The sequence below is a fragment of the Kribbella sp. NPDC051770 genome, from assembly GCF_040681455.1.
Classification (GTDB): Bacteria; Actinomycetota; Actinomycetes; order Propionibacteriales; family Kribbellaceae; genus Kribbella.
Map to the genome: position 1 here is coordinate 66,553 of NZ_JBFAYT010000005.1, position 21,047 is coordinate 87,599.

At 70.1% G+C, this 21,047-nt stretch carries 20 protein-coding genes; 6 read left to right on the top strand and 14 right to left on the bottom strand.

Features of this window, described 5'->3' with window-relative positions; genetic code table 11:
* Nucleotides 1–186 precede the first annotated feature (186 nt).
* Together AB0M01_RS18110 and AB0M01_RS18115 are read left to right on the top strand one after the other, a co-directional pair.
* Entirely contained in the window at nt 187–1,389 is a 1,203-nt protein-coding gene (locus tag AB0M01_RS18110; RefSeq protein WP_363670731.1) for a DUF418 domain-containing protein, read from the top strand.
* 78 nt (nt 1,390–1,467) lie between these two features.
* Complete coding sequence (locus tag AB0M01_RS18115) at nt 1,468–2,076, top strand: GNAT family N-acetyltransferase (RefSeq protein WP_363670733.1); 609 nt, start codon at nt 1,468–1,470, stop codon at nt 2,074–2,076.
* Here AB0M01_RS18115 and AB0M01_RS18120 read toward each other — a convergent pair whose 3' ends face one another.
* Entirely contained in the window at nt 2,077–3,039 is a 963-nt protein-coding gene (locus tag AB0M01_RS18120) for a helix-turn-helix domain-containing protein (RefSeq protein ID WP_363670735.1), read from the bottom strand.
* A gap of 52 nt (nt 3,040–3,091) precedes the next feature.
* Between AB0M01_RS18120 and AB0M01_RS18125 the strand changes: the two genes are divergently transcribed.
* Together AB0M01_RS18125 and AB0M01_RS18130 are read left to right on the top strand one after the other, a co-directional pair.
* Nucleotides 3,092–3,481, top strand: coding sequence for a cupin domain-containing protein (locus AB0M01_RS18125; RefSeq protein ID WP_363670737.1), 390 nt, complete (start codon nt 3,092–3,094; stop codon nt 3,479–3,481).
* Nucleotides 3,478–4,326, top strand: coding sequence for an alpha/beta hydrolase (locus AB0M01_RS18130; protein WP_363670739.1), 849 nt, complete (start codon nt 3,478–3,480; stop codon nt 4,324–4,326). The genes AB0M01_RS18125 and AB0M01_RS18130 overlap by 4 nt, the downstream gene beginning before the upstream one ends.
* A 60-nt stretch (nt 4,327–4,386) precedes the next feature.
* Here AB0M01_RS18130 and AB0M01_RS18135 read toward each other — a convergent pair whose 3' ends face one another.
* The 3 genes from AB0M01_RS18135 to AB0M01_RS18145 are packed head-to-tail and all read right to left on the bottom strand — an operon-like array spanning nt 4,387 to nt 6,240.
* Nucleotides 4,387–4,932 (bottom strand): DinB family protein, encoded by a 546-nt coding sequence (locus AB0M01_RS18135; protein WP_363670741.1) that lies wholly within the window; start codon nt 4,930–4,932, stop codon nt 4,387–4,389.
* 31 nt (nt 4,933–4,963) lie between these two features.
* Nucleotides 4,964–5,929: a VOC family protein gene (locus AB0M01_RS18140; protein WP_363670742.1), complete on the bottom strand. Its 966-nt coding sequence runs from the start codon at nt 5,927–5,929 to the stop codon at nt 4,964–4,966.
* Nucleotides 5,930–5,949: 20 nt separating this feature from the next.
* Complete coding sequence (locus AB0M01_RS18145) at nt 5,950–6,240, bottom strand: antibiotic biosynthesis monooxygenase (protein WP_363670744.1); 291 nt, start codon at nt 6,238–6,240, stop codon at nt 5,950–5,952.
* A gap of 55 nt (nt 6,241–6,295) precedes the next feature.
* Between AB0M01_RS18145 and AB0M01_RS18150 the strand changes: the two genes are divergently transcribed.
* Nucleotides 6,296–6,922 carry a TetR/AcrR family transcriptional regulator gene (locus AB0M01_RS18150; RefSeq protein WP_363670745.1) on the top strand — a complete coding sequence of 209 codons (627 nt, stop codon included), beginning with the start codon at nt 6,296–6,298 and terminating at the stop codon, nt 6,920–6,922.
* A gap of 94 nt (nt 6,923–7,016) precedes the next feature.
* Nucleotides 7,017–8,723 (top strand): alpha/beta hydrolase, encoded by a 1,707-nt coding sequence (locus AB0M01_RS18155; RefSeq protein ID WP_363670747.1) that lies wholly within the window; start codon nt 7,017–7,019, stop codon nt 8,721–8,723.
* A gap of 490 nt (nt 8,724–9,213) precedes the next feature.
* Here the strand turns inward: AB0M01_RS18155 and AB0M01_RS18160 are convergent, their stop codons facing one another.
* From AB0M01_RS18160 to AB0M01_RS18205, 10 genes are all read right to left on the bottom strand, one after another.
* Nucleotides 9,214–10,791: a hypothetical protein gene (locus AB0M01_RS18160; RefSeq protein WP_363670749.1), complete on the bottom strand. Its 1,578-nt coding sequence runs from the start codon at nt 10,789–10,791 to the stop codon at nt 9,214–9,216.
* Nucleotides 10,792–10,950: 159 nt separating this feature from the next.
* Nucleotides 10,951–13,443 (bottom strand): tetratricopeptide repeat protein, encoded by a 2,493-nt coding sequence (locus tag AB0M01_RS18165; protein WP_363670751.1) that lies wholly within the window; start codon nt 13,441–13,443, stop codon nt 10,951–10,953.
* 351 nt (nt 13,444–13,794) lie between these two features.
* On the bottom strand, nt 13,795–14,235 hold the full coding sequence (locus AB0M01_RS18170) for a hypothetical protein (protein ID WP_363670753.1): 441 nt from the start codon (nt 14,233–14,235) through the stop codon (nt 13,795–13,797).
* Between the two features lie 62 nt (nt 14,236–14,297).
* Nucleotides 14,298–15,044 (bottom strand): 4-hydroxy-tetrahydrodipicolinate reductase, encoded by a 747-nt coding sequence (dapB, locus tag AB0M01_RS18175; RefSeq protein WP_363670755.1) that lies wholly within the window; start codon nt 15,042–15,044, stop codon nt 14,298–14,300.
* 55 nt (nt 15,045–15,099) lie between these two features.
* Complete coding sequence (locus tag AB0M01_RS18180) at nt 15,100–15,546, bottom strand: GNAT family N-acetyltransferase (protein WP_363670757.1); 447 nt, start codon at nt 15,544–15,546, stop codon at nt 15,100–15,102.
* Nucleotides 15,547–15,550: 4 nt separating this feature from the next.
* On the bottom strand, nt 15,551–16,558 hold the full coding sequence (locus AB0M01_RS18185) for a dipeptide ABC transporter ATP-binding protein (protein ID WP_363670759.1): 1,008 nt from the start codon (nt 16,556–16,558) through the stop codon (nt 15,551–15,553).
* The gene (locus AB0M01_RS18190; RefSeq protein WP_363670761.1) at nt 16,555–17,547 is read right to left on the bottom strand and encodes an ABC transporter ATP-binding protein; all 993 of its coding nucleotides are present in this window, start codon (nt 17,545–17,547) and stop codon (nt 16,555–16,557) included. Before AB0M01_RS18190 ends, AB0M01_RS18185 begins: the two co-directional genes overlap by 4 nt.
* Nucleotides 17,544–18,437: an ABC transporter permease gene (locus tag AB0M01_RS18195; protein ID WP_363670763.1), complete on the bottom strand. Its 894-nt coding sequence runs from the start codon at nt 18,435–18,437 to the stop codon at nt 17,544–17,546. The genes AB0M01_RS18190 and AB0M01_RS18195 overlap by 4 nt, the downstream gene beginning before the upstream one ends.
* Entirely contained in the window at nt 18,430–19,356 is a 927-nt protein-coding gene (locus tag AB0M01_RS18200) for an ABC transporter permease (protein ID WP_363670765.1), read from the bottom strand. The genes AB0M01_RS18195 and AB0M01_RS18200 overlap by 8 nt, the downstream gene beginning before the upstream one ends.
* Complete coding sequence (locus tag AB0M01_RS18205; RefSeq protein ID WP_363670767.1) at nt 19,353–20,960, bottom strand: ABC transporter substrate-binding protein; 1,608 nt, start codon at nt 20,958–20,960, stop codon at nt 19,353–19,355. The genes AB0M01_RS18200 and AB0M01_RS18205 overlap by 4 nt, the downstream gene beginning before the upstream one ends.
* Nucleotides 20,961–21,047: the final 87 nt, after the last annotated feature.

Below are 21,047 nucleotides of genomic sequence, written 5' to 3' on the forward strand. Positions count from 1 at the left end.
GTCGTCAGCATAGCCCAGTTGTGACACTTCATCGCCACTTCGAGCGGAAAGTGTCACAAGAGCGGACAGGGTGGTGGTAGCACCACCTCAGCAGGGGTGTCAGGCCGCTGGGAGGGCCGGCCCGGCGACGGCAGGATTCAGGTAACAGTTCAAAGCCTGCACAGTTTCCTGGAAGGACGAACCGCCGTGGCACACACAGCGACTCCCCCGGCCGTCGAGCACCGCGGCCCCGTCACCCGCCGGGAGCGCGCGCTCGCCCCGGACCTGATCCGCGGCGCGATGCTGCTGCTGATCGCCCTGGCCAACGCCGCCAACTTCGGATTCGCCGGCGCCCCCGGCGTGAACGGCACTCCGCACGGGCTCGAGCGGGTCTTCAACCTGCTCAAGCTGACCCTGGTCGACGCCCGGGCCTACCCGGTCTTCGGCCTGATGTTCGGGTACGGGCTGGTCCAGCTCGCCCGGCGGCAGCAGAACTCCGGCAGCTCGGTGGGTGCCGTGCGTTCGATCCTGCTGAAGCGGCACCTGTGGATGGTCGGCTTCGGCCTGGTCCACGCGACCCTGCTGTACTTCGGCGACTTCCTCGGCGCCTACGGCCTGATCGGCGTGCTCTGCACCTTGCTGCTGCTCAACCGCAGCGACAAGTTCCACCGCCTCATCATCGTGATCTGGGCCCTCCAGGTCCTGTACGCCGTAGGCACCGGCGTGCTGGCGCTGATGGCCGCGCTCAACTCGACCGGCCCGGCCGCGTCGATCACCAACAGCCCGAACCCGTCGCTGGCTGCCACGTCGTACGGGCAGAGCCTGGTCGAGCGGCTGCAGGAGTACCCGGCGCACACCGCGTTCGTCCTCGGCCTGATCGTCGTCGTCTGGCTGGGCATGTGGGCCGCCCGCCGCCAGATCCTGGAGAACCCCGCGCAGCACAAGACCCTGCTGACCCGCGTCGCCGTCCTCGGCCTCAGCATCACCGTCCTGGGCGGGCTGCCGCTCGGCCTGGTCGGCGCCGGCTGGCTGCACGTCGACTCCAGCGCCGTCAGCTCGTTCGAGTTCCTGGCCCAGATCAGCGGGCAGTTCGGTGGACCCGGGTACGTCGCCCTGTTCGGCCTGATCGTCGCCAAGCTGCTCCGCCGCCCCCAGCTGGGTCGCCCGCTGACCGCCATCTCCGCCCTGGGCCAGCGCTCGCTGAGCGGGTACCTGTTCCAGTCGGTGGCCTGGACGATCCTGCTGGCGCCGTACGGCCTGAACCTCGACCTCGGCAACACCGCCTTCACCGCGGCGGCCGCCGCGATCGCCATCTGGATCGTCTCGGTCCTCGCCGCCAACGCCATGCAGCACCGCAACTACCGCGGCCCTGCCGAGACCCTCCTCCGCCGCCTCGTCTACAACCGCTGATCCTCTCCGACCGACAAGCGGCTCGGCCCGGCCCTCCCCGGCCGGGCCGTTTGTCATGCGCTTTGCGAGGATGGAGCCATGAGCGACGAGTTCGGCGTACCGGAACCTGAGAGCCTGGCCGCGATGCACGGGGAGTCCCCGATCGCGGAGACCAGTGTGCGGTTGGCGCTTCCGGCCGAGGCGAACGCGATCGGCGAGGTGCAGGTGGCCGCGTGGCGGCGCGCGTACGAGGGGCTGCTGCCGGCGGACGTGCTGCTCGATCTCAACCCGGCACAGTTCGCCGCGCAGTGGCGGGCCGCGCTGCTGTCACCCGGTGAAGCGCGGAACCGCGTGATGGTCGCCCTCGACGGCCGCGACCTGGTCGGCTTCGCCGCGATCACCCCCTCGGACGACCCCGACGGCGACCCCCGGCACGACGCGCTGATCGCCGAGCTCGCGGTCAACCCCGAGGCCACCCGCGCCGGGCACGGCTCACGACTGCTGAACGCGGTCGTCGACACGGTCCGCGCGGACGGGTTCACCCGGGTGACGGTGTGGGTGAACGCGACCGACGACATCCTGCGGGCGTTCTACACCGAATCCGGCTGGGCCCCGGACGGCGCCCACCGCGAGCTGGACCTGTACGGCGACGCCTCGGTCCGCATCAAGCAGATCCGCCTGCACGCGGCGCCGGGCAGCGACGACTGATCAGGTCAGCGCGAAGCGGCGGCGGTACGTCGTCGGGGTGAGGCCTGTTGTGCGTTTGAGCTGGAGTCTCAGGTTGGTGGCCGTTCCCAGGCCGGACTGACGGGCGATCTTCTCCAGGGCGGGTTCGCCGCGTTCGAGGAGGCGGCAGGCCAGAGCTACGCGTTCGGTGGTGAGCCACGCGAGCGGTGTCGTGCCCAGCTCGGACTGGAAGCGGCGGTGCAGCGTCGCGACGCTGACTGCGGCGTGGTCGGCGAGGTCGGTGACGGTGAGCGGCTCGGCGAGCTGGGAGCGGGCCCAGTCGAGCAGCGGTGCCAGCGAGGTGTCCGGTACGGCGGGCACCGGCTGGTCGATGAACTGGCGCTGGCCGCCCTCGCGGTGGGCGGTGAAGACCAGGCGGCGGCTGACCGCGTTCGCGATCTCGGCGCCGTGGTCGGCGCGGACCAGGTGCAGGCCGAGATCGAGCGCGGCCGCGCTCCCGGCGGCGGTGTAGACGTTGCTGTCAGCAACAAACAGGACGTCGGGCTGGAGCTCGACCGCCGGGAACATCCGCTCGAAGGCTGCCGCCCAGCGCCAGTGGGTGGTCGCTCGCCGCCCGTCCAGTACGCCGGCCGCGGCCAGCGTGAAGGCGCCGGTGCAGAAGCTGACCAGGCGGGCGCCGCGCGCGGCGGCTCGGCGTACGGCGTCGAGGACGGCGGGGCTGACCGGCTCCTCGGGATCGGGCCGGTTCGGGACGATCACCGTGTCGGCGGTGTCGACCTCGCTGAGGTCGCCGACGCCGCTCAACGTGAAGAAGCCGAGATGCATCGGCACCTCGGGCGACGGCGTACAGAGCGCGAGCTCGTACCACGGCACGTCGAGCTCCGGGCGCCGCAGCCCGAACAGCTCGGTCGCGACACCGAGCTCGAACGGGTTGGAGCCGGCGTCGACGATCACCACGACCCGGTGCGAGAATTCTTTCGGCACGTGCCATTTCTAGCACTCACGCTGGGCCCTGTGCACCGGTCAGGCTCGAGACATGAACGAACCAGTCGACCTGCACGCCGTCCTGAAGACCTTCGACGACCTCTGGAGCCCGCGGATCGCCGCCCGCCTGAACGACTACGACGTCCGGGTGACCAAGGTGGCCGGCGAGTACATCTGGCACCTGCACGAGACGACCGACGAGTTGTTCCTGGTCCTCGACGGCAAGCTGGGCATCGGCATCCGCGACCCCGACGAGCGCACGGTCGTCCTCTCCCCCGGCTCGGTCTTCGTCGTCCCGCGCGGCGTCGAGCACCGCCCGTTCTCCGACGGCGGCGCGTCGATCGTGGTGATCGAGCCGGCCGGCATCCCGACCACCGGCGACCGGCACGACCCGATCCCCGACCACATCAAGACTCACACCGGCCTGACAATGGAGCCGTGATCTGGAGCCCGCCCAAGACCCATGAGGTCGCCGTCGGCGACCGCGTCGTCCAGTACTGCCGGTACGGCGAAGCGGGATGGGCCGAGGCGGACGCGGTGCGGGTGATCTCGCTGCACGGGACTCCCGGAACGCGCTGGGAACGGCCGGATATTGTTGCCGCGATCAACGATGCCGGGCTGCGGGTGGTCGTCCCCGGGCGGCCGGGCTACGGGTCGGCGCGGCGGGCCGGGCGCTCGGTGGCCGACGTCGCGGACGACGTACGGGCGGTGGCTGATGCGGAGGGGTGGGAGCGGTTCGCTGTCACGGGCTTCTCGGGTGGGGCGCCGCACGCGCTGGCGTGTGCGGCGCTGCTGCGGGAGCGGGTGACGTTCCGCAGCACGGTCGCGGGGATCGGGCCGCTGGAGCTGGACTGGTGGGCGGACGCCCGGAAGGGCGAGGAGCATTTGCGGAAGCACCTGAGCCGACGGGCTGACGAACTGCTCGCCGCACTCGGTGTCCGCCGACGCGGCGTCGCGGGCGAAGGCGAGGGGGACGACGGCGGGCGGTCAGTGCGGTTACGGGCGAGCCTTGTGGACGGGATCGACGGATGGATCGACGACTACCTCGCGCTGGTTCTCCCCTGGGGGTTCGATCTCGGCGAGATCCAGGCGCCGGTGTCGGTCTGGTACGGCACAGGTGACGCCAACAGCTCGATCGAGCACACGCGATGGTTGCTGGCGAACGTCCCCGGCGCGACGGCCCACGAGTACGCCGGCGGGCACGATCCCTCGGACGCCGTGCAGCGGGAGATCCTCGCGGAGCTCAGCGGCGATGGTCGCCGCGGCCCACGGCGTACGCGCGGGTGAGCCAGTCGGTGAACTCTTCGTCGACGTCCAGTGGAGTGTGAGGGGCGAAGGCGGAGAACCTCAGGCTCGGGCGCGGTAGAGGTCCCGGAGCAGCGAGATCTCGGCGCCGTGGTGGATGGTCTCGCGGTTGATGTGGGTGATCAGCGCGAGCATCGAGTCCTCGGCGAACGGGCCGCCCTTCGGGCCCAGCGGGCGAGCGAGCGCCTCCGCGTCGAGCGAGCGGATGTTGTCGTGCCAGCGGGCGTACCAGTGGTCCAGGAACGCCAGCGCGTCCGCTGCGGTGAGCGGCAGGTCCGCAGGCTCCTGGCGCGGGTCGAACATGTCCGCGTCGGCCGGTGTCGTGCCGTCGTTGAAGAACGTGTTGGCGCGGATCGCGAAGCAGCCGACGCCGATGTGGACCAGGCGCCAGGCGATCGTCGTGACCGGGGGTGGCTCCGGCGCCGGGTTCTCGAGGTCCGCGACGACCTGCCCGTCAGGACCACGCCGTACCGTCCAGGCCGGTTGCGCGGGCTCCCACAGGTACTCCTCGTCCGTCAGCCCGTCGAGCCGCGGCCGGAAGTGCACGTCCCAGTAGAACTCCAGCTGTCCGATCAGCAGTTCACCCATATACCGACCCTAGAGCCCGGCACCGACAGAACTACTCCCCCGTGAAGCACAAGCAGAACGGATGTCCCGCCGGATCGGCGTACACCGGACAGCCACCGCCCTGCGGCGGCACCTTCGTCGCACCCAGCCGAAGCGCGACCTCCTCGCGCTCCACCCGGTCGTCGGAGAACACGTCGAGATGCAGCTGCGACGGATAGTCCGGATCCGGCCACCGCGGCGCCTGGTAGTCCTCGACCCGCTGCAGCGCGATCATCGGCAGCCGCCCGTCCGGCCGGGCGATCACGATCCGGTCGGCCGTCTCCTCGACCCGCTCGGGCATTTCCAGCAGCCCGCCCCAGAAGTCAGCCAGCACGGCAGGATGCGGGCAGTCGATCACCACGCGCGCGAGCTCCCGGGTCTCGCCGGCGTACAGGCAGAAGGGATGCCCGGCCGGATCGGCGTACACCCGGAACGTCCCCGAGTCCCGCAGCTTCGTCGCACCACCAGCCAGTACGTCGGCCTCCGCCGCCTCCAGATCCGGTACGACGACGTCGAGGTGCAACTGCTGCGGGTACGCCGGATCAGGCCACCGCGGCGCCCGCCCGTACCCGTCGCCGAAGTTGAGCGGCGTGTCGACCAGCCGCTTCCAGAACGCGCGCAGCTCGTCGTGCTGCCCGTCGGCGCAGCCGATGCAGACCGCGAACCTCCAGTCCTGGACCTCGGCCGCGATGTCCAGCCCATACAACCCGTCCGCCGTCATCAGCACGGTCACGAACGCCTCACCGCCGTCGCCTTCGAGCCGGAAGCGAGCCATCCCGTCCCGAACCCGCCATCCCTCGACGACACGGCGACCGGAACCGGCCGCCGCCTCCAGCCGCGGCGCCCAGGCCTCGCGCATCCACGGACCGGGCTCCCAGTCCATCAGCCGCGCGGAGCGCGCGGCGGCGACCGCCTCGACGTCGTCCCGCTCCAACGCCTCGACCACCGACCGCGCGCGCTCCACCAAGTCATCCGCCATGGCGAACAACCCAACCAGGCCTACCGCTCATCCACCAGGTCGTACCGCTCGACCTGCGCGTCCCGCACGACGGCGAACGCCGCCTTGGCCTCCGGAAGCCCGGGCGCCACGGCGGAGACCTGGTCGAGGGCCTCGCCGGACTCCCAGCGCCAGACGTCGAGCCAGGTCTCCTCGTCGACCCGGGCCAGCCGGGTGTCGGTCAGCCCGTCGGTCGTCCGCCGGACGGCCTCGATCAGGTCGGCCCGGCGGGCCAGCATCTCGTCGGTCCGGTCGGCGTCGACGGTCAGCCGGGTCAGTCGCAGCACACTCATGAGAAACTCCTTGTAGTTGAACTCTAGTGATTGACTCTAGAGATAGACTACAAACATGAGTCAGGTCAAGAAGGTCGACGGCAGAGCCGAGAAGTCGCGGATCACCCGGGCCAAGGTGCTCGACGCGGCCGCGGAGCTGTTCGTCCGCGACGGGTACGGCGCGACCGCACTGCAGGACATGGCGGCAGCGGCCGGAGTCGCCGTCCAGACGATCTACTACAGCTTCGGCAACAAGCAGACCGTGCTGAAGGAGGTCGTCGACCGCACGATCGCCGGCGACGACGAGCCGGTCGCCACGCTCGACCGGCCGTGGTTCACCCAAGCCCTCGCCGCCGAGACCGCCCAGCAGCAGCTGCGCGCGCACATCGACGGCACGACGCAGGTGCTCGCCCGGGTCGCGCCGATCATGAAGATGCTCGAAGCGGCCACTGCCGCGGATGCGGCGATCGCCGAGCTCTGGCCGGACAGCGACCCGCGGCTCATCATCCAGACCGAGGCAGCGCAGAGCCTGCTCGGCAAGCCCGGCGCCCGCCAGGACGTCACCGCCGAGCACGCCACCGACATCCTGTACGCCGTACTGAGCACCGAGCTCTACCTGCTGCTCGTCGCCAACCGCGGCTGGACGCGCGAACGCTTCGCCGCCTGGGCCTACGACATCCTCGAGCCGCAGCTCTGCGCCTAGCAGAAGGACTTCCGTCGCCGACCCGGGGGTGGTGTTCGACCGGCGGCCGCTGACGTGACAGATTGCGACGGTCCCGTCACGTTCTGGAGGATGTATGAAGTTCCGTACCCTGGCCGCCGTCGGCCTCGGTATCAGCCTTCCCGCCCTGCTCGTCGTTCCCGGTTCCGGCGCCACCGCGGCCGTCGAGCCGGCGCCGGTGCTGAAGAGACCGGCGTACGTCGCCAATCGCTACCTGGACCAGAAGCCGGCCTGGAAGACCTGCGGCGACCCGTCGTTCCGGGTGTCGTGCGCGAAGATCACCGCGCCGCGGGACTGGTGGCACCAGGGCGACAAGGCCGACGACATCCAGCTCGCGGTCAGCAAGGTCGCGCCGAAGTCCGGCAAGCCGAGCCGGGTCGTCTTCGGCAACCCGGGCGGCCCGGGCGCCGCCGGGCTCGGGATGGCGCCGTTCCTGGCGAGCCGCGCCGCGCTCGCCAAGAGCCTGGCGGTCGGCTTCGACCCGCGCGGCACCGGCGACAGCGCGAACGTCAGCTGCGAGGGCGCCCCCGGCTACACGATGGACGCCCGCGACCGGGACCCGGCGAACCTCGGCCTGATCGCCGAGGCCAACGAGCTCAGCCACCCGTACTGCGACCGCCAGTCCCGCGGCCTGCTGCCGTACGTCGACACCGCGCAGACCGTGCAGGACATGGACCTGATCCGGCACCTGCTCGGCTTCGCCAAGATCGACTACGTCGGCTACTCGGCCGGGACCTGGCTCGGCGCGTACTACCAGACCTTCTTCCCCGAGCACGTCGGCCGGTTCGTGCTCGACTCGAACACCGACTTCACCCGGCCCTGGATCGACACCTTCGAGGCCCAGCCGCAGGCCTTCGAGCGCCGCTTCCGTGAGGACTTCGCGCCGTGGGCGGCGAAGTACGACAGCGAGCTGAAGCTCGGTAACACTCCGCGACTGGTGATCCGCACCTACGAGCGGCTGCGCGCGGACCTGAAGAAACGCCCGGCGGTCGAGGAATACCTCGACGGTTCGGTGAAGATCAGCTACGACCAGAACACCCTCGACAACATTGTCGTCGGCGATCTGTATACCAAAGCCGACTTCTTCAGCCTGGCCACCGATCTCGCATTTCTCCGCGATCTCGCCAAGGCGCAGAGCACCGGCGGGCCGCGGGCCGCGCAGCGCAAGGTCGACGCACTGTCGGTCGACCGGCAACGCCGGCTCGTGCAGCGCGCGACGAAGCCCGCGCTCGGTCTGAGCCCGCTCGGCCGGCCGTTCGCGGACGACGCGCAGCAGGCGACCTTCACCGCCGTCAGCTGCAACGACAGCGCTTGGCCCCAGGGTCGCGAGTACGGCGACGTCCTGTCGGCGAGGCTCGGCCCGCACTACCCGCTGCTCGGCTGGGCGATGAACGAGAACCCCTGCCTGGCCTGGGATCGCCCGCAGCGCACGCTGCCGACGCCGACCGGCGCCGGGCTGCCGACGACGCTGATGGTGCAGTCCGTGCACGACCCGGCGACGAACCTGTCGCTGGCCCAGTCCGCACACAGCCGGTACGCCGGCTCGCGGCTGATCACGATCGCCGGCGAGGGCGACCACGGCATCTACGGCGGGGTGAACAAGTGCGCCGACAAGCTCGTCGACGCGTTCCTCAGTACCGGCCGCGCGCCAGCCAAGGACACCACCTGCCGGGGCGAGGGCCTGCCCGGTCCGGAGATGACACCACCGCCGGCCGACGGCGACGGTACGCCGCTTCGCCGGGTGGCAGGATTCACCCGGGAAGTTTCCGGGTACCTGCACTGAATCAAAGGCCGATGAATATCCGGTAATTCCCGGTACGGACCGCCAGGTTTCCGTCACAATCCGCGAAATCCGGGCCGGTCTTTCGTTGTCAGTTCCGGTTTGTCAGGGCGATGTCAGGGTTGCGTCCCTGTGCGACGCAGCGTGACCAGGACAACCTTGAGTCAGCGCGGGAGAACCGAACGTCGACCGGGAGGGCTCGACGGACGGGGGACATCGCCGACGAGGCTTCGGCCGGCTGTGGGGTGGGGGGACTGCCTGGGGGGTCAGACAGAGACACAGCCGGCCGGGACCCGTCGCCGCACGTCCGTCCCGGCTTTGATCCCTCGCGGGGTACCTTCGATCCCCCAGGTCGTGGTGCCTCGCGAGGCCAGGTGTCGGAGACGGCGGGGCGGTCGTCTCCGATCCACCGGCCCGGGTGGTGCGCCCTGGTGGACGCACCAGCCGGGCCCCGGTGTTTTCCAGGGCCCGGTACGCCGAACAGCCAGCCTGCTCAGCGGTGTCGATCCAGGTACTGCGCCTGGTACAGCGACTGCGGGAACAGCCCCGAGCGGTTCGCACCCTCGATGTACCCGGCCGGCTGCTCGAACGGCCCGTCGCCGGTGATCACACCCTTGCACCCGATCGCGTAGTTCTGCGCCGTCGGCGGCTTCTGCACCACCAGCTTCGCCGCGCCGGTGTCGCAGTTCCACCCGACCGAGTGCGAGGTCGCCCAGCCGTGCCCGGTGCCGTAGTCGCCGCGGTTGTAGATCCCGAGCACCAGGTCCACCTTCGGCTCGCGGTCGACGAAGTTGTCCCAGAGCAGCCCCTGGCTCCAGCGCCGGTGTCCCTCGCTCGAGGCGAGCGCGCCGACCGACGTACCGCGCAGGAACACGATCCCCGACGCACTGCTGGCGCCGTTGGAGATGAACGCGTGCCGCGCCTTCGTCGCGTGGCAGTCGACGAACAGCACCTGCTGCGAGAACGCCTCGCAGTTGAAGTTGTAGCGCAGCCCGCCGGTCACCACCGACGCCGGATCGAACGCGTTGCAGTCCCGGACGGTCACCCGGGTCGCCTCGGTCGTCTCGACACCCGCCTTCGCGAAGTGCAGGAACGTGCTGTCCCGCACCCACGCGTCCTCCACGCGCCGCACCTTCACGGCGACGAAGGCGTGCGCCTCGTCGACGTCCGGGTCCCCGGCGAACTGGATGTCGATCCGCAGCCGCTCGACGCCGACCTCGGTGACCAGCCCGGCCCGGTCCCAGACGTACAGGTACGACTGCGCGAGCGAGCGGCGCAGGTGCTCGAAGACCGGTACGTCGACGGTGACGGTGTTACCGCGGATGCCGGTGATGCGGCGGTTGTAGGTGATCGGCTGACTGTCGACCGTCCAGCCGGCGTCGGTCGCCGTACCGCCGTGGTCGACCGTGGCCAGCCAGGCCTCGGTGCACGGGTGGATCATGACGATGTTGTCGCCGCGCCGCAGGCCGCTCGCGTCGGCGACCTCGAACGATCGGGAGCCGACCTTGACCCAGTCGGACGTGATGTCGGTGCGCGTCCCGGGCACCTCACCCCGCCAGTTGGTCGCCGGGCCGTCCGCACCCAGGACGACGACGTCGCGGGAGACGGGCGTGTTGCCGGTCGCCTGGATGATCGTGTCCCGGCGCGGGTCGGCGCCGTCGCCGGAGCCGCGCAGCACCACCCCGGACTGCCGCACCCGGAGCGTGCCGGCCACCGGGTAGTTGCCTGGAGCAAGCAGTACGGCGCCGCGGCGGGCGGCCGGGCGGGCGCCGACCTCGTCCAGGGCGGCCTGGAGGTGCGCGGTATTGTCGCCCTCGACGGGCTTGACGGTCTTCACCGTCGGCACGTGCGGGATCGGGCGGTCGCCGTGGTGGTACCCGGCGTGGCTGAAATCGGGGATCCGGTTGCCTTCGGCGTCCTCGCGGTAGACGAGGCGGTAGCGCGCGTCGTACCGGACCAGTTCGGACTGCCAGAGTCCGGTCGCCTCCGCGCTGCGGGTTCCCAAGGCCACTCCCCCGACGATGGCACCTCCGGCACCGAGCACCGTACGCCGGCTGAACTGTCTCGTCATCGAACACCTTCCTGATGGGCGGATCAGGAGGCACAGTCTGAGGTCAGTCACAAAGCCTTGGCAAGCGCTTACCGATGGATCGGGGACAAATTCCCGTCAGGTGGAACTACTTGTGATTTCAGAGGCGGGTAGAGCGATCCGGGGCGGGTGAGGGGGTGGTCAGAGCCTGGTTGAGCGGTCTGGTGCGGTGGCCGGGCCGGGGTAGCCGTCGGCGACCGCTGACAGCGGGGTTGCTCTTCCCGCCGACCAGGCGGCCCGGAACGCCCGCCGGTCCAGCGTCTGCTCGATCGCTCGCCTCGTCTGCGCCCGATCCGCCTTCTCGATCTCGGGAATCGGCGCTCCGATCACCTCGCGGATCCCGTCCGCCGCGCCGAGCAGGAACGCCGCGTACTCCGTCCGGTTCCGCTGCTGCGCGACCGTCGCCAGCTCCTCCAGCACGCTCGCCGACCGCCACCGATCCCCCAGGTCGCGATGCTCGGCGAGGCTCTCGTCCAGCAAATGCACCGCGCGCTCGGTCAGCCCGCGTCGCCGCTCCACGATCCCCAGCTGGTTGAGCGACCACGCAACACCTTCGCGATACCCGAGCCGCTGCGACAGCGCCAAGCTCTCCTGCAGCAGCTCCTCCGCCTCGGCCAGCTCACCGCCGTACTGCGCGATCGTGCCCAGACTGATCAGCGACCACGCCAGCCCCTCACCGTCACCGAGAGTCCGGAAGCTGTCCCGCGCCCGCTTGCAGCGCCGCGTCGCGATCTCCAGATCACCCCGCAACCACGCGACGAAGCCGAGCTGGTTGTGCGCCCACGCCATCCCCGCGCGATCGCCGAGACTCTCGAACAGGTCGTAGCTCTGGCAGTGCAGGTTCTCTGCCGTCCGGTAGTCCCCGCGCTCCCGCGCGACACTGCCAAGCCGCTGCATCACCAGCGCCGTCCCGGCGACGTCGTCCAGGTCCTTGTACTGCGCGAGCGCCGACTCCAGCCGTGCGGTCGCAACGTCGTACTCGCACTGGAGGAACGCGAGCATCCCCGCCCCGAGCTGCGCTTTCGCCTTAGCCGCGGTCAGATCGGCCCGGCCGTCGACGAGCGTGAGCGCCCGTTCGAGCCAGTCGCTGCCCTCGGCGTAGTGCCCGCGCAGGTAGCAGAACAGCCACAGCCCGCCCGCCAGCCGGATCGCCTCCGCGCTCGCCTCCGTGCGCAGCGACCAGTTCATCGCGGCGCGCAGATTGTCCAGCTCGCCTTCGAGCCGGTCGAGCCAGGACGCCTGGTTGGCGCCGCGCAGATGCGTCTCGGCCTCCTCGGCCAGGCTCAGGTAGAACGCCGCGTGGTTGCGCGCGACCTCCGCGGCCCGGCCGCTCTCCGCGAGCTGGTCGGCGGCGAACTCGCGGATCACCGCGAGCATGTCGTACCGCCCGATCCCGCCCTCGCGGCTGACCCGGATCAGCGACTTGTCGACCAGGCGACCGATCAGGTCGAGCGTCTCGGCGCGCTCGCGCGGACCGGGCGTCGTCGAACCGGTCAGGACCGCGGCGGCCGCGTTGAGCGTCCAGCCGCCGACGAACACCGACAGCTCGGCGAACAGCTCGCGCTCCGGCGCGGTGAGCAGCTCGTAGCTCCAGCCGATCGCGCCTTCGAGCGACTGCTGCCGCGGTCCCGCCGTACTGGCTCCGCCGGCGAGGATGCCGAACGAGGTCTCCAGCTCGGTTGCCAACTCCTCGACGGTCAGCACGTTGGTCCGCGCGGCGGCCAGCTCGATCGCCAGCGGCATGCCCTCCAGGCGGCGGACCACGCGGGCGACCTGCTCGATCTGCTCGCGGGGCGCATTGCCGCGGGCGGTCGCGCGGTCGACGAACAGCCGGACGGCCGGGGACGCGTCGGGCTGCTGCTCCAGCTCGGGCAGGGCGAGCGGCGGTACGACGTACACGCTCTCGCCCGGGACCCGGAGCAGCTCGCGGCTGGTGGTCAGGATCGACAGGTTCGGGCAGGACTCCAGCAGTACGCCGGAGATCTGCGCGGCCGTCGCGACGACGTGCTCGCAGTTGTCGAGGACCAGCAGGATCTTGCGCCGGCCGACCTGTTCCGCGATCTCGTCGACCAGGCGGGCGCCGTCGAGCGGGTGTACCCCGGTCGCCGTCGCGAGCGCCGAGGCGACCGCGGCCGGGTCGGCGATCGGCGCGAGCGGCACCCAGCAGACGCCGTCCTCGAACCGGTGCCCGATGCCGCCGGTCAGCGCGAGCGCGAGCTGTGTCTTGCCGACACCGCCCGGGCCGCTCAGCGTGAGCAGGCGGGTCACCTGCTCGCCGACCAGGCGGCCGGTCTCGGTCAGGTCGTCGGAGCGGCCGATCAGCTGGTTCGCCGGGACCGGCGGAGGCCGCAGCGTCGTCCGCGGACTGTCGCCGTCGCGGCGGGCGGCCGCCGCGAGCTGGGCGCGATCGGGCGCGCCGAGCTGGAGAGCGTCTCCGAGCTGCCTGAGCGTGTGCGGCCTGGGCGCCCGGCGACGACCTCGTTCGAGGGCCGCGATCGCATCGACGCTCAGCCCCGCGAGCTCCGCCAGCCCCTCCTGCGACAGCCCGGCCTCTCGCCGGTGCCGGCGCAGCAGATCACCGAAACCCGTTGTCCGAACGTCGTCCGAGCCGCGGCGAGACCCGTCAGACGGCACAGGACGGCTCCACCCAGTCTCCGACCCGTACGCGGCGGTCGCCGCGCACCCCCAAAAAGTATCGCCAACCGCCCCAGGTTGTCGCCCGCTACGCGGAGTTCCCAGCGAACTCCCAGGTACCAACGAGTTCAAACACGTGCTTGTTTGCTCGCCTGTGATCGGCTGTTGACACGTGGTGGGCAGCCGAGCAGCGGCTGTGTTTTTTGGCGGCGACTTCGTCGCCGCGGGTTTTGGGGCTTTTTCGCCCGGTCTTCCCTCGTCGGTCGGTCGCTGCGCTCCCTCCCTCCTCAGTCCAGACCGGGCGGCCCCAAAACCTTGCGGGACAGTGTTGGAGGGCAGAGGAATGGGCGGTCAGCTGTTGGCGTGGTGTGTGATGGCGGTGCGCATGGCGGCGCGGGCTCGGCGGCGATCACCGGCGGCGTCGTACGCCGTGGAGAGCCTGAACCACGCTCGCCAGTCCTCCGGCGCGGCCTCCACTTCGGCTTGGTACCGCGCAAATGCAGCGTCGGCGGCGGTGCGGTCGATGCGGCCGGACGGGCGGCGGGGGAGGTCGTCGACCGGGAGGCCGCCTTCGTGGTCGAGCTGCTGGGCGAGGGCTTCGGTGCGGCGGCCGAACTGGAGCTCGCGCCAGACCAGGTAGAGGCCGACCAGCGGGATCACCAGGACGGCGGCGCCGAGGCCGACGGCGACCGGGTCGCCGGTGCCGATCAGCAGTACGCCGCGCCAGCCGAGCAGGACGGCGTACGCGACGAAGATGACCGCGATCACGATCACCGCGCGCTTGGCGGTCACCGCGGCAGCTCCGGTCGAGGCGTCATCGGCGGCAGCTCAGTCGAGGCGTCATCGGCGGCGGCTCAGTCGAGGTCGAGGAAGTGCTCGAGGCCGACGGTCAGCCCGGGGGTGTCCACGATCCGCCGGACGCCGAGCACGACGCCGGCCATGAACGACTCCCGGTGCATCGAGTCGTGCCGGATCGTCAGCGTCTCGCCGACACCGCCGAACAGCACCTCCTGGTGCGCGACCAGGCCGCGCAGCCGGATGCCGTGCACCCGGATCCCGTCGAACTCGGCGCCGCGGGCGCCGTCCATGCCGGTCGTGGTCGCGTCCGGGATCGGCCCCGAGTGCGCCGCGCGCCGGGCCGCCGCGATCAGCTCCGCCGTACGGCGAGCCGTCCCCGACGGTGCGTCGACCTTGTCCGGGTGGTGCAGCTCGATGATCTCGACCGACTCGTAGTACTTGGCGGCCCGGGCGGCGAACTGCATCATCAGCACCGCGCCGATCGAGAAGTTCGCGGCGATCAGCACACCGGTGCCGGGGCTCCGGTCCAGCTGCCCGCGCAGCACGTCGAGCCGCTCGTCGTCGAAGCCGGTGGTGCCGACGACCGCGCTGACACCGTTCTCGATGCACCACGCGAGGTTGCCCATCACGACCTCGGGCCGGGTGAAGTCGACCACCACCTGGGCGCCGGCCTTGGCCAGCTCGGCCAGCTCGTCGCCCTGGTCGAGCCGGGCGACCAGCTCCAGCCCGTCCGCGTCCTCGACCGCCAGACACGTCTCGGCGCCCATCTTGCCCTTGGCACCCAACACCCCGACCTTGATCATCCGCACCCTTTCCACACCAGTCGTCCCGGGCAAGGATCTCATTCGCCGGGCCGGATCAGTTCAGCGACTTGGTGTAGCACAGCGCCGTCGGCTGATCGACGTACTTCCCGTACGGCGGCGTCGGCCGGTAGTCCAGCGACTCGTACAGCGCGATCGCCTCGGGCTGCCGGCTCCCCGTCGCGAGTCGCAGCGACGTCGCACCCCGGTGCCGGGCCAGCGCCTCGGCCGAACCGATCAGCCGGCGCGCGATCCCCTGCCCACGCTGGTCCGGCCGCACGTACATCCGCTTGATCTCGCCGACGCCTTCGACCACCGGCATCAGGCCGATGCAGCCGACCGCGTCGCCGCGGTGGTCGGCGACCAGGAACGAGGTCGCCGGATCCACCGGGTGCGAGGAAGTGGCCGGGTACCGGGTGAACAGTTCCTTCAGCGCCAGGTCGAGCAGCAGCACCAGCCCGAGGTCGTCCCGGGGCCGCGGCTCGATCAGTACTCGGGTCTGCACGCGGTCAGGATGCCACGCCGGTGGTGTAACTCGCCTGTGCTTTCTCGGCGAAGTGGCAGGCCACCTGCTGCCCGGATTCCAGCACCCGCAGCTCCGGTACGTCGACCGAGCACTTCGCCTCGGCCTGCAGGCAACGGGTGTGGAAGCGGCAGCCGGACGGCGGCGAGACCGGTGACGGCGGATCGCCCGCGAGGATGATCCGGCGCCGCCCGCCGGCCCGCGCGAGTCCGGGCTCGGCGGACAGCAGCGCTTGCGTGTAAGGGTGCGCCGGTACGTCGTACACCTCGTGGTGGCGGCCGAGCTCGGCGACCTTGCCCAGGTACATCACCGCGACCCGGTCGGAGACGTGCCGGACCACCGACAGGTCGTGGGCGACGAAGATGATGCTCAGGCCGAGCTCGCGCTGCAGCCGCATCAGCAGGTTGACCACCTGAGCCTGGACGGAGAGGTCGAGCGCGGACACCGGTTCGTCGCAGAGCAGCACGTCGGGGTTGAGCGCGATCGCGCGGGCGATCCCGATTCGTTGCCGCTGGCCACCGGAGAACTGGTGCGGGAACTTCGTCTCATCCTCGGCGCGCAGGCCGACCAGCTCCAGCAGCTCGCGGACCCGCTTGCGGATGTCCATGCCCTTCGAGACGTCCGGGTGGACCTCCAGCGGCTCGGCCACGATCTCGCCGACGCGCATCCGCGGGTTCAGGCTCGAGTACGGGTCCTGGAAGACGACCTGGACGTTGCGCCGCCAGCGCCGCAGCTCGCGGCCCTTCAGCTTGGCGACATCGGCACCGTCGTACAGCAGTGAGCCGTCGGTCGGCTTCTCCAGCGCCGCGAGCAGCCGCACCAACGTCGACTTGCCACAGCCGGACTCGCCGACGATCCCGAGCGACTCGCCCTTGCGCAGGACGAGATCCACGCCGTCGACGGCCCGGACCAGAGTCCTGGTCCCGAACGACAGTGCCGGGCTGATGTCGTAGTGCTTCACCAGATTCGTTGCTACCAGCAACTCGTCGGTCATCCGACCTCCTTCAGGTCAGCACTTGTACGCCGAATGCAGGCGGCGTCGCGGCCCGGCGCGACGGTCAGCAGCGGCGGGACCTCGTGGGCGCACTCGGCGATCGCGAGCTTGCAGCGGGTCCGGAACGCGCAGCCGGACGGGATCGCCCGCAGCGACGGCGGCGTACCGGGGATGGTCGGCAGCTCCTGGCCCTTCAGGTCCGCGGACGGCATCGAGCCGAGCAGGCCTTCGGTGTACGGGTGCATCGGCTGCTCGAGCGCGGCGGCGGTCGAGGCCCGCTCGACCACGTGGCCGGCGTACATCACGACGACGTTGTCGGCGACGTCGGCGACGACGCCGAGGTCGTGGGTGATCAGCACGACGCCCATGTCCCGCTCGGCCTGCAGCTCGGCGATCAGCTCCAGGATCTGCGCCTGCACGGTGACGTCGAGCGCCGTGGTCGGCTCGTCGGCAATCAGTACGTCGGGGTCGAGCGCGAGCGCCATCGCGAGCATCACCCGCTGCCGCATGCCGCCGGAGAACTCGTGCGGGTAGTCGTTCACGCGTTTGGCGGCCGCCGGGATCCGCACCCGGTCGAGCATCTCCGCGGCCCGTTTCATCGCGTCGGTCTTCGACATCCCGCGGTGCACCCGGTAGCACTCGGCGATCTGCTTCCCGACCGACTGCACCGGGTTCAGCGCCGACAGCGAGTCCTGGAAGACCATGGTGATCCGGTCGCCGACGATCCGCCGGCGTTCCTTCACCGACATCGCGATCAGGTCGTCACCGCGGTACTTCGCCGTACCGGAGACGATCCGTCCCGGCGGCATCTCCAGGATCCCGGTCAGCGCCTGCGTCGAGACCGATTTTCCGGACCCGGACTCCCCCAGGATCGCGAGCGTCTCGCCCGCCCGCACCTGCCAGGAGACACCGTCGACCGCCCGTACGGTTCCGTGCGGAGTGTCGAACTCGACACTCAGATCCTCGACCTGCAACAAGATTTCGTTCATTTCATCAACTTCGGGTCGAGGGCATCGCGGATCGAGTCGCCGATGATCATGAACGAGATCGTCATCGTCGAGATGAACAGCGCCGGCCAGAGGAACAGGTGCGGGGTGTCGCGGTACGCCGCAGCGACGCCGAACTGCGAGCCCCAGGAGATCGACGGCGGCTGCAGGCCGACACCGAGGAAGGTGAGCACCGCCTCCAGCCCGACCAGTCCGCCGATGCCGAGCGTGGTCATCGCCAGCAGCGGTGCCATCGCGTTCGGGAACACGTGCTTGCGCAGGATCCTCAGCGGCGGTACGCCGACCGACCGCGCCGCGAGCACGTACTCGCGGTTGCGCACCGAGAACACCGTCGAGCGCATCACCCGCATGCCCTGCGGCCACCAGGTGAGCAGGATGACCGCGACGATGATCCAGATGCTCCGGTTCGGCACCGAGTTCAGGATCACGATCAGCGCGATCAGCCCGGGCAGCGCGAACAGTACGTCGGCCACCCGCGAGATCACCGTGTCGACGGCGCCCGGGAAGTACCCGGCCAGAAGCCCGAGGATCCCGGCCACCAGGAACCCGCCGATCCCGGCGACCAGGCTGACCAGCACCGACGGGCGGGCGCCGTAGATGACGTTCGCGAAGTAGTCGCAGCCCTGGATGTCGAAGCCGAACGGGTGCCCGGGCTCGCGGCCGTGCTGGGTCTTGGCCAGCTCGCAGAACCGCGGGTCCACCGACGTGAACAGCTTCGGGAAGGCCGCCATCACGAAGAAGGTCAGCACCAGTACCGTGCAGAGCACGAACTGCGGTTTGCGCAGCAGCGCGCGGAGCAGCTCGGTGTTGGACAGCGTCCGGCCTTCGAGGTCGGCCGTCTCGGTCCCGAAGACCTGCTGGGCCTCAGACATTGCGCACCCTCGGATCGATCGCGCCGTAGACGATGTCGACGACCAGGTTGATCACGATGAACATCACGAAGGCCAGCGTGGACAGCAGCACCACCACACCACCTTCCTTGAACCGGATCGCGGAGAACATGAACTGCCCGAGCCCCGGCAGGTTGAAGATCGACTCGGCCAGCACCGCGCCGGCGAAGATCCCGGCGAAGTCGATCCCCATCAGCGTGACGACCGGCAGCAGCGCGTTCGGCATCACGTGCCGCCACAGGATCCGCTGCTCCCCCAGGCCCTTGGCCCGGGCGGTCTTCACGAAGTCGGCGTTCGCGGTGTCGACGATCGAGGTCCGGGTCAACCGCGCCATCCCGGCGAAGCCGCTGATCGCGATGCAGACCGCGGGCAGCAGGTACGCGAGCGGCCAGCCGTCCGCCGTACCGGAGACCGGCAGCCATTTCAGCTCGACGCCGAACACGTACTGCCCCGCGAAGTACAGGACCAGCCCCGGTACGGCGAGCACCACCAGCGTGGACAGCAGCAGCATCCGGTCGACCAGGCCGTTGCGCCGGAAGCCGGCGTACAGGCCGAACAGCAGGCCCGCGATCCACTGCAGCGCGAGGCTCATCGTGGCCAGCTTCAGCGTGACCGGGATCCGCAGCTTGAGCTGACCGGCGATGTCGGCACCGGCGAACGTCGTCCCGAAGTGCCCGGTGAAGATGTCCTTCATCGACAGCAGGTACTGGACGACGAACGGCTCGTCGAGGTGGAACTGGGCCCGCTTGGCAGCCAGCACGGCCGCCGGGATCGGCTTGTCACCGGCCAGCTCACGCAGGGGGTCCCCGGGCATCGCGAACACGAGCGCGAAGACCCCGAGCGTGACGATCAGCCCGATCGGAACCGCCGTCAGGATCCGGCGGAGAACGAAGCGCGTCACTTGAACGTCGAGTACAGCGCCTGGACGCCGGTGTACTTCGACACCCGGGGCTCGATCTTGGCCGAGTGCAGGTAGGCGTTCTGCTTGGTGTAGAGCGGGATCAGCGGCATGTCCTCGAGGGCGATGTCCTCGGCCTGCTGGTAGAGCTTGATGGCCTTGTCCGGGTCGGGCTCGGAGTCGCCCTTGGCCAGGACGGCGTCCAGGGCGGGGTTGGCGTAGCCGGCGAAGTTCGCGTCGCCGGACGACTTGAACATCGGCGTCAGGTAGTCCTCGATCGACGGGTAGTCGTGGCCCCAGCCGGAGAACCGCAGGCCGTCGAGCTTGCGGGTGTCGGCCAGCGTGGTGATCTCGGAGGCCTGCTTGCCGGTGTACTTGACCTCGAGGCCGAGATTCTGGCGCAGCATGTTGCCGATCGCCTCGGCGAAGATCTGGCCGGTGGCCGACGTGGTGCTGTAGTTGATGTTCAGCGGGCCGGAGAAGCCACCGGCCTCCTGGAGCAGCTGCTTGGCCGCGGCCGCGTCGAAGCCGCAGTACTTGCAGGCGTCGGCGCGGTAGCCGTTGATGTCCGGCGCGATCAGGCCCGACGCCGGGCTCGACAGACCGACGAGGTCGGCCATCGCCTTGCGGTCGATCGCCATCGAGAACGCGTGCCGCAGCTTCGGGTTCTTGAACCGGGCGTCCCAGGCGGGCAGCGTCAGGTAGTTGGCGCCGGAGGGCTCCGCCGTCACCCAGCCGTCGGGCGCGTCGGTCTTGAAGGTCTTCACCTTGGTCGGCGGTACGTCGACGAAGTCGACGCTGCCGGCCAGGAACTCGTTGTACGCCGTGTCGGCGTTCGGGATGAACCGGTACGTGAGCGCGGTCGCCTCGGGCGCGTTCGGGCCCTTGTAGCCGTCCCACTTGACCAGCTTGATGTCGTCACCGGGGTTCCAGGCGCCGTCGAGCTTGAACGGGCCGTTGCCGATCGGCTTGCGCTTGTACGCGTCGGGGTCCTTGCGGACCTCCTCCGGCAGCGGCGCCAGGCCGAGGTACTGCAGGGTCAGCCCGAACTGCGAGAACGGGACCTTGAGCTTGATCGAGAAGGTCAGGTCGTCGATCTGCTTCAGCCCGCTGAGCGTCTTGACCGAGGTCGGCTTCGGCGTCGCGCCGTCCGGCGTCGGCGGGTTCAGCGCCTCGTAGCCCTCGACCTTGGAGAAGAACCCGTTGTTCTTCCAGGCGGTCGAGCCCTGGGCGGTCAGGTTCCAGCTGTCGACGTAGTCCTTGGCGGTCAGCTTCTGGCCGTTCTGGAACGTGTTGCCCGGCTTGAGCTTGATCGTCCAGGTCTGGCTGGTCTTGTCCGGCGTCACCGAGTCGGCGAGCACGTTGACGGTCTTGCCGGTGTTCGGGTCGGTCGCGACCAGCGGCGCGAAGACGGCCTGGGCGATCTGGATCCCCGGGCTGCCGTTCTCGTTCAGCGGGTTGATGTACTCCAGCGGGTCGGCGGCGATCGCGATCACCGCGCTCTTCACCCCACCCCCGGCGCTGCCGTCACCACTGCCGCTGCCGCTGTCACCACAGGCGCCGAGCACCAGGGCCAGCCCCAGCGACAGCCCCACTAGACCAGTCACACGTCGCACGGTCGAACCAACTTTCCCTTGGGCGGGCGGAATGTGGTCGCCATCGTGGCTGGTCGTTACTGCGCATGTCAACGTTGT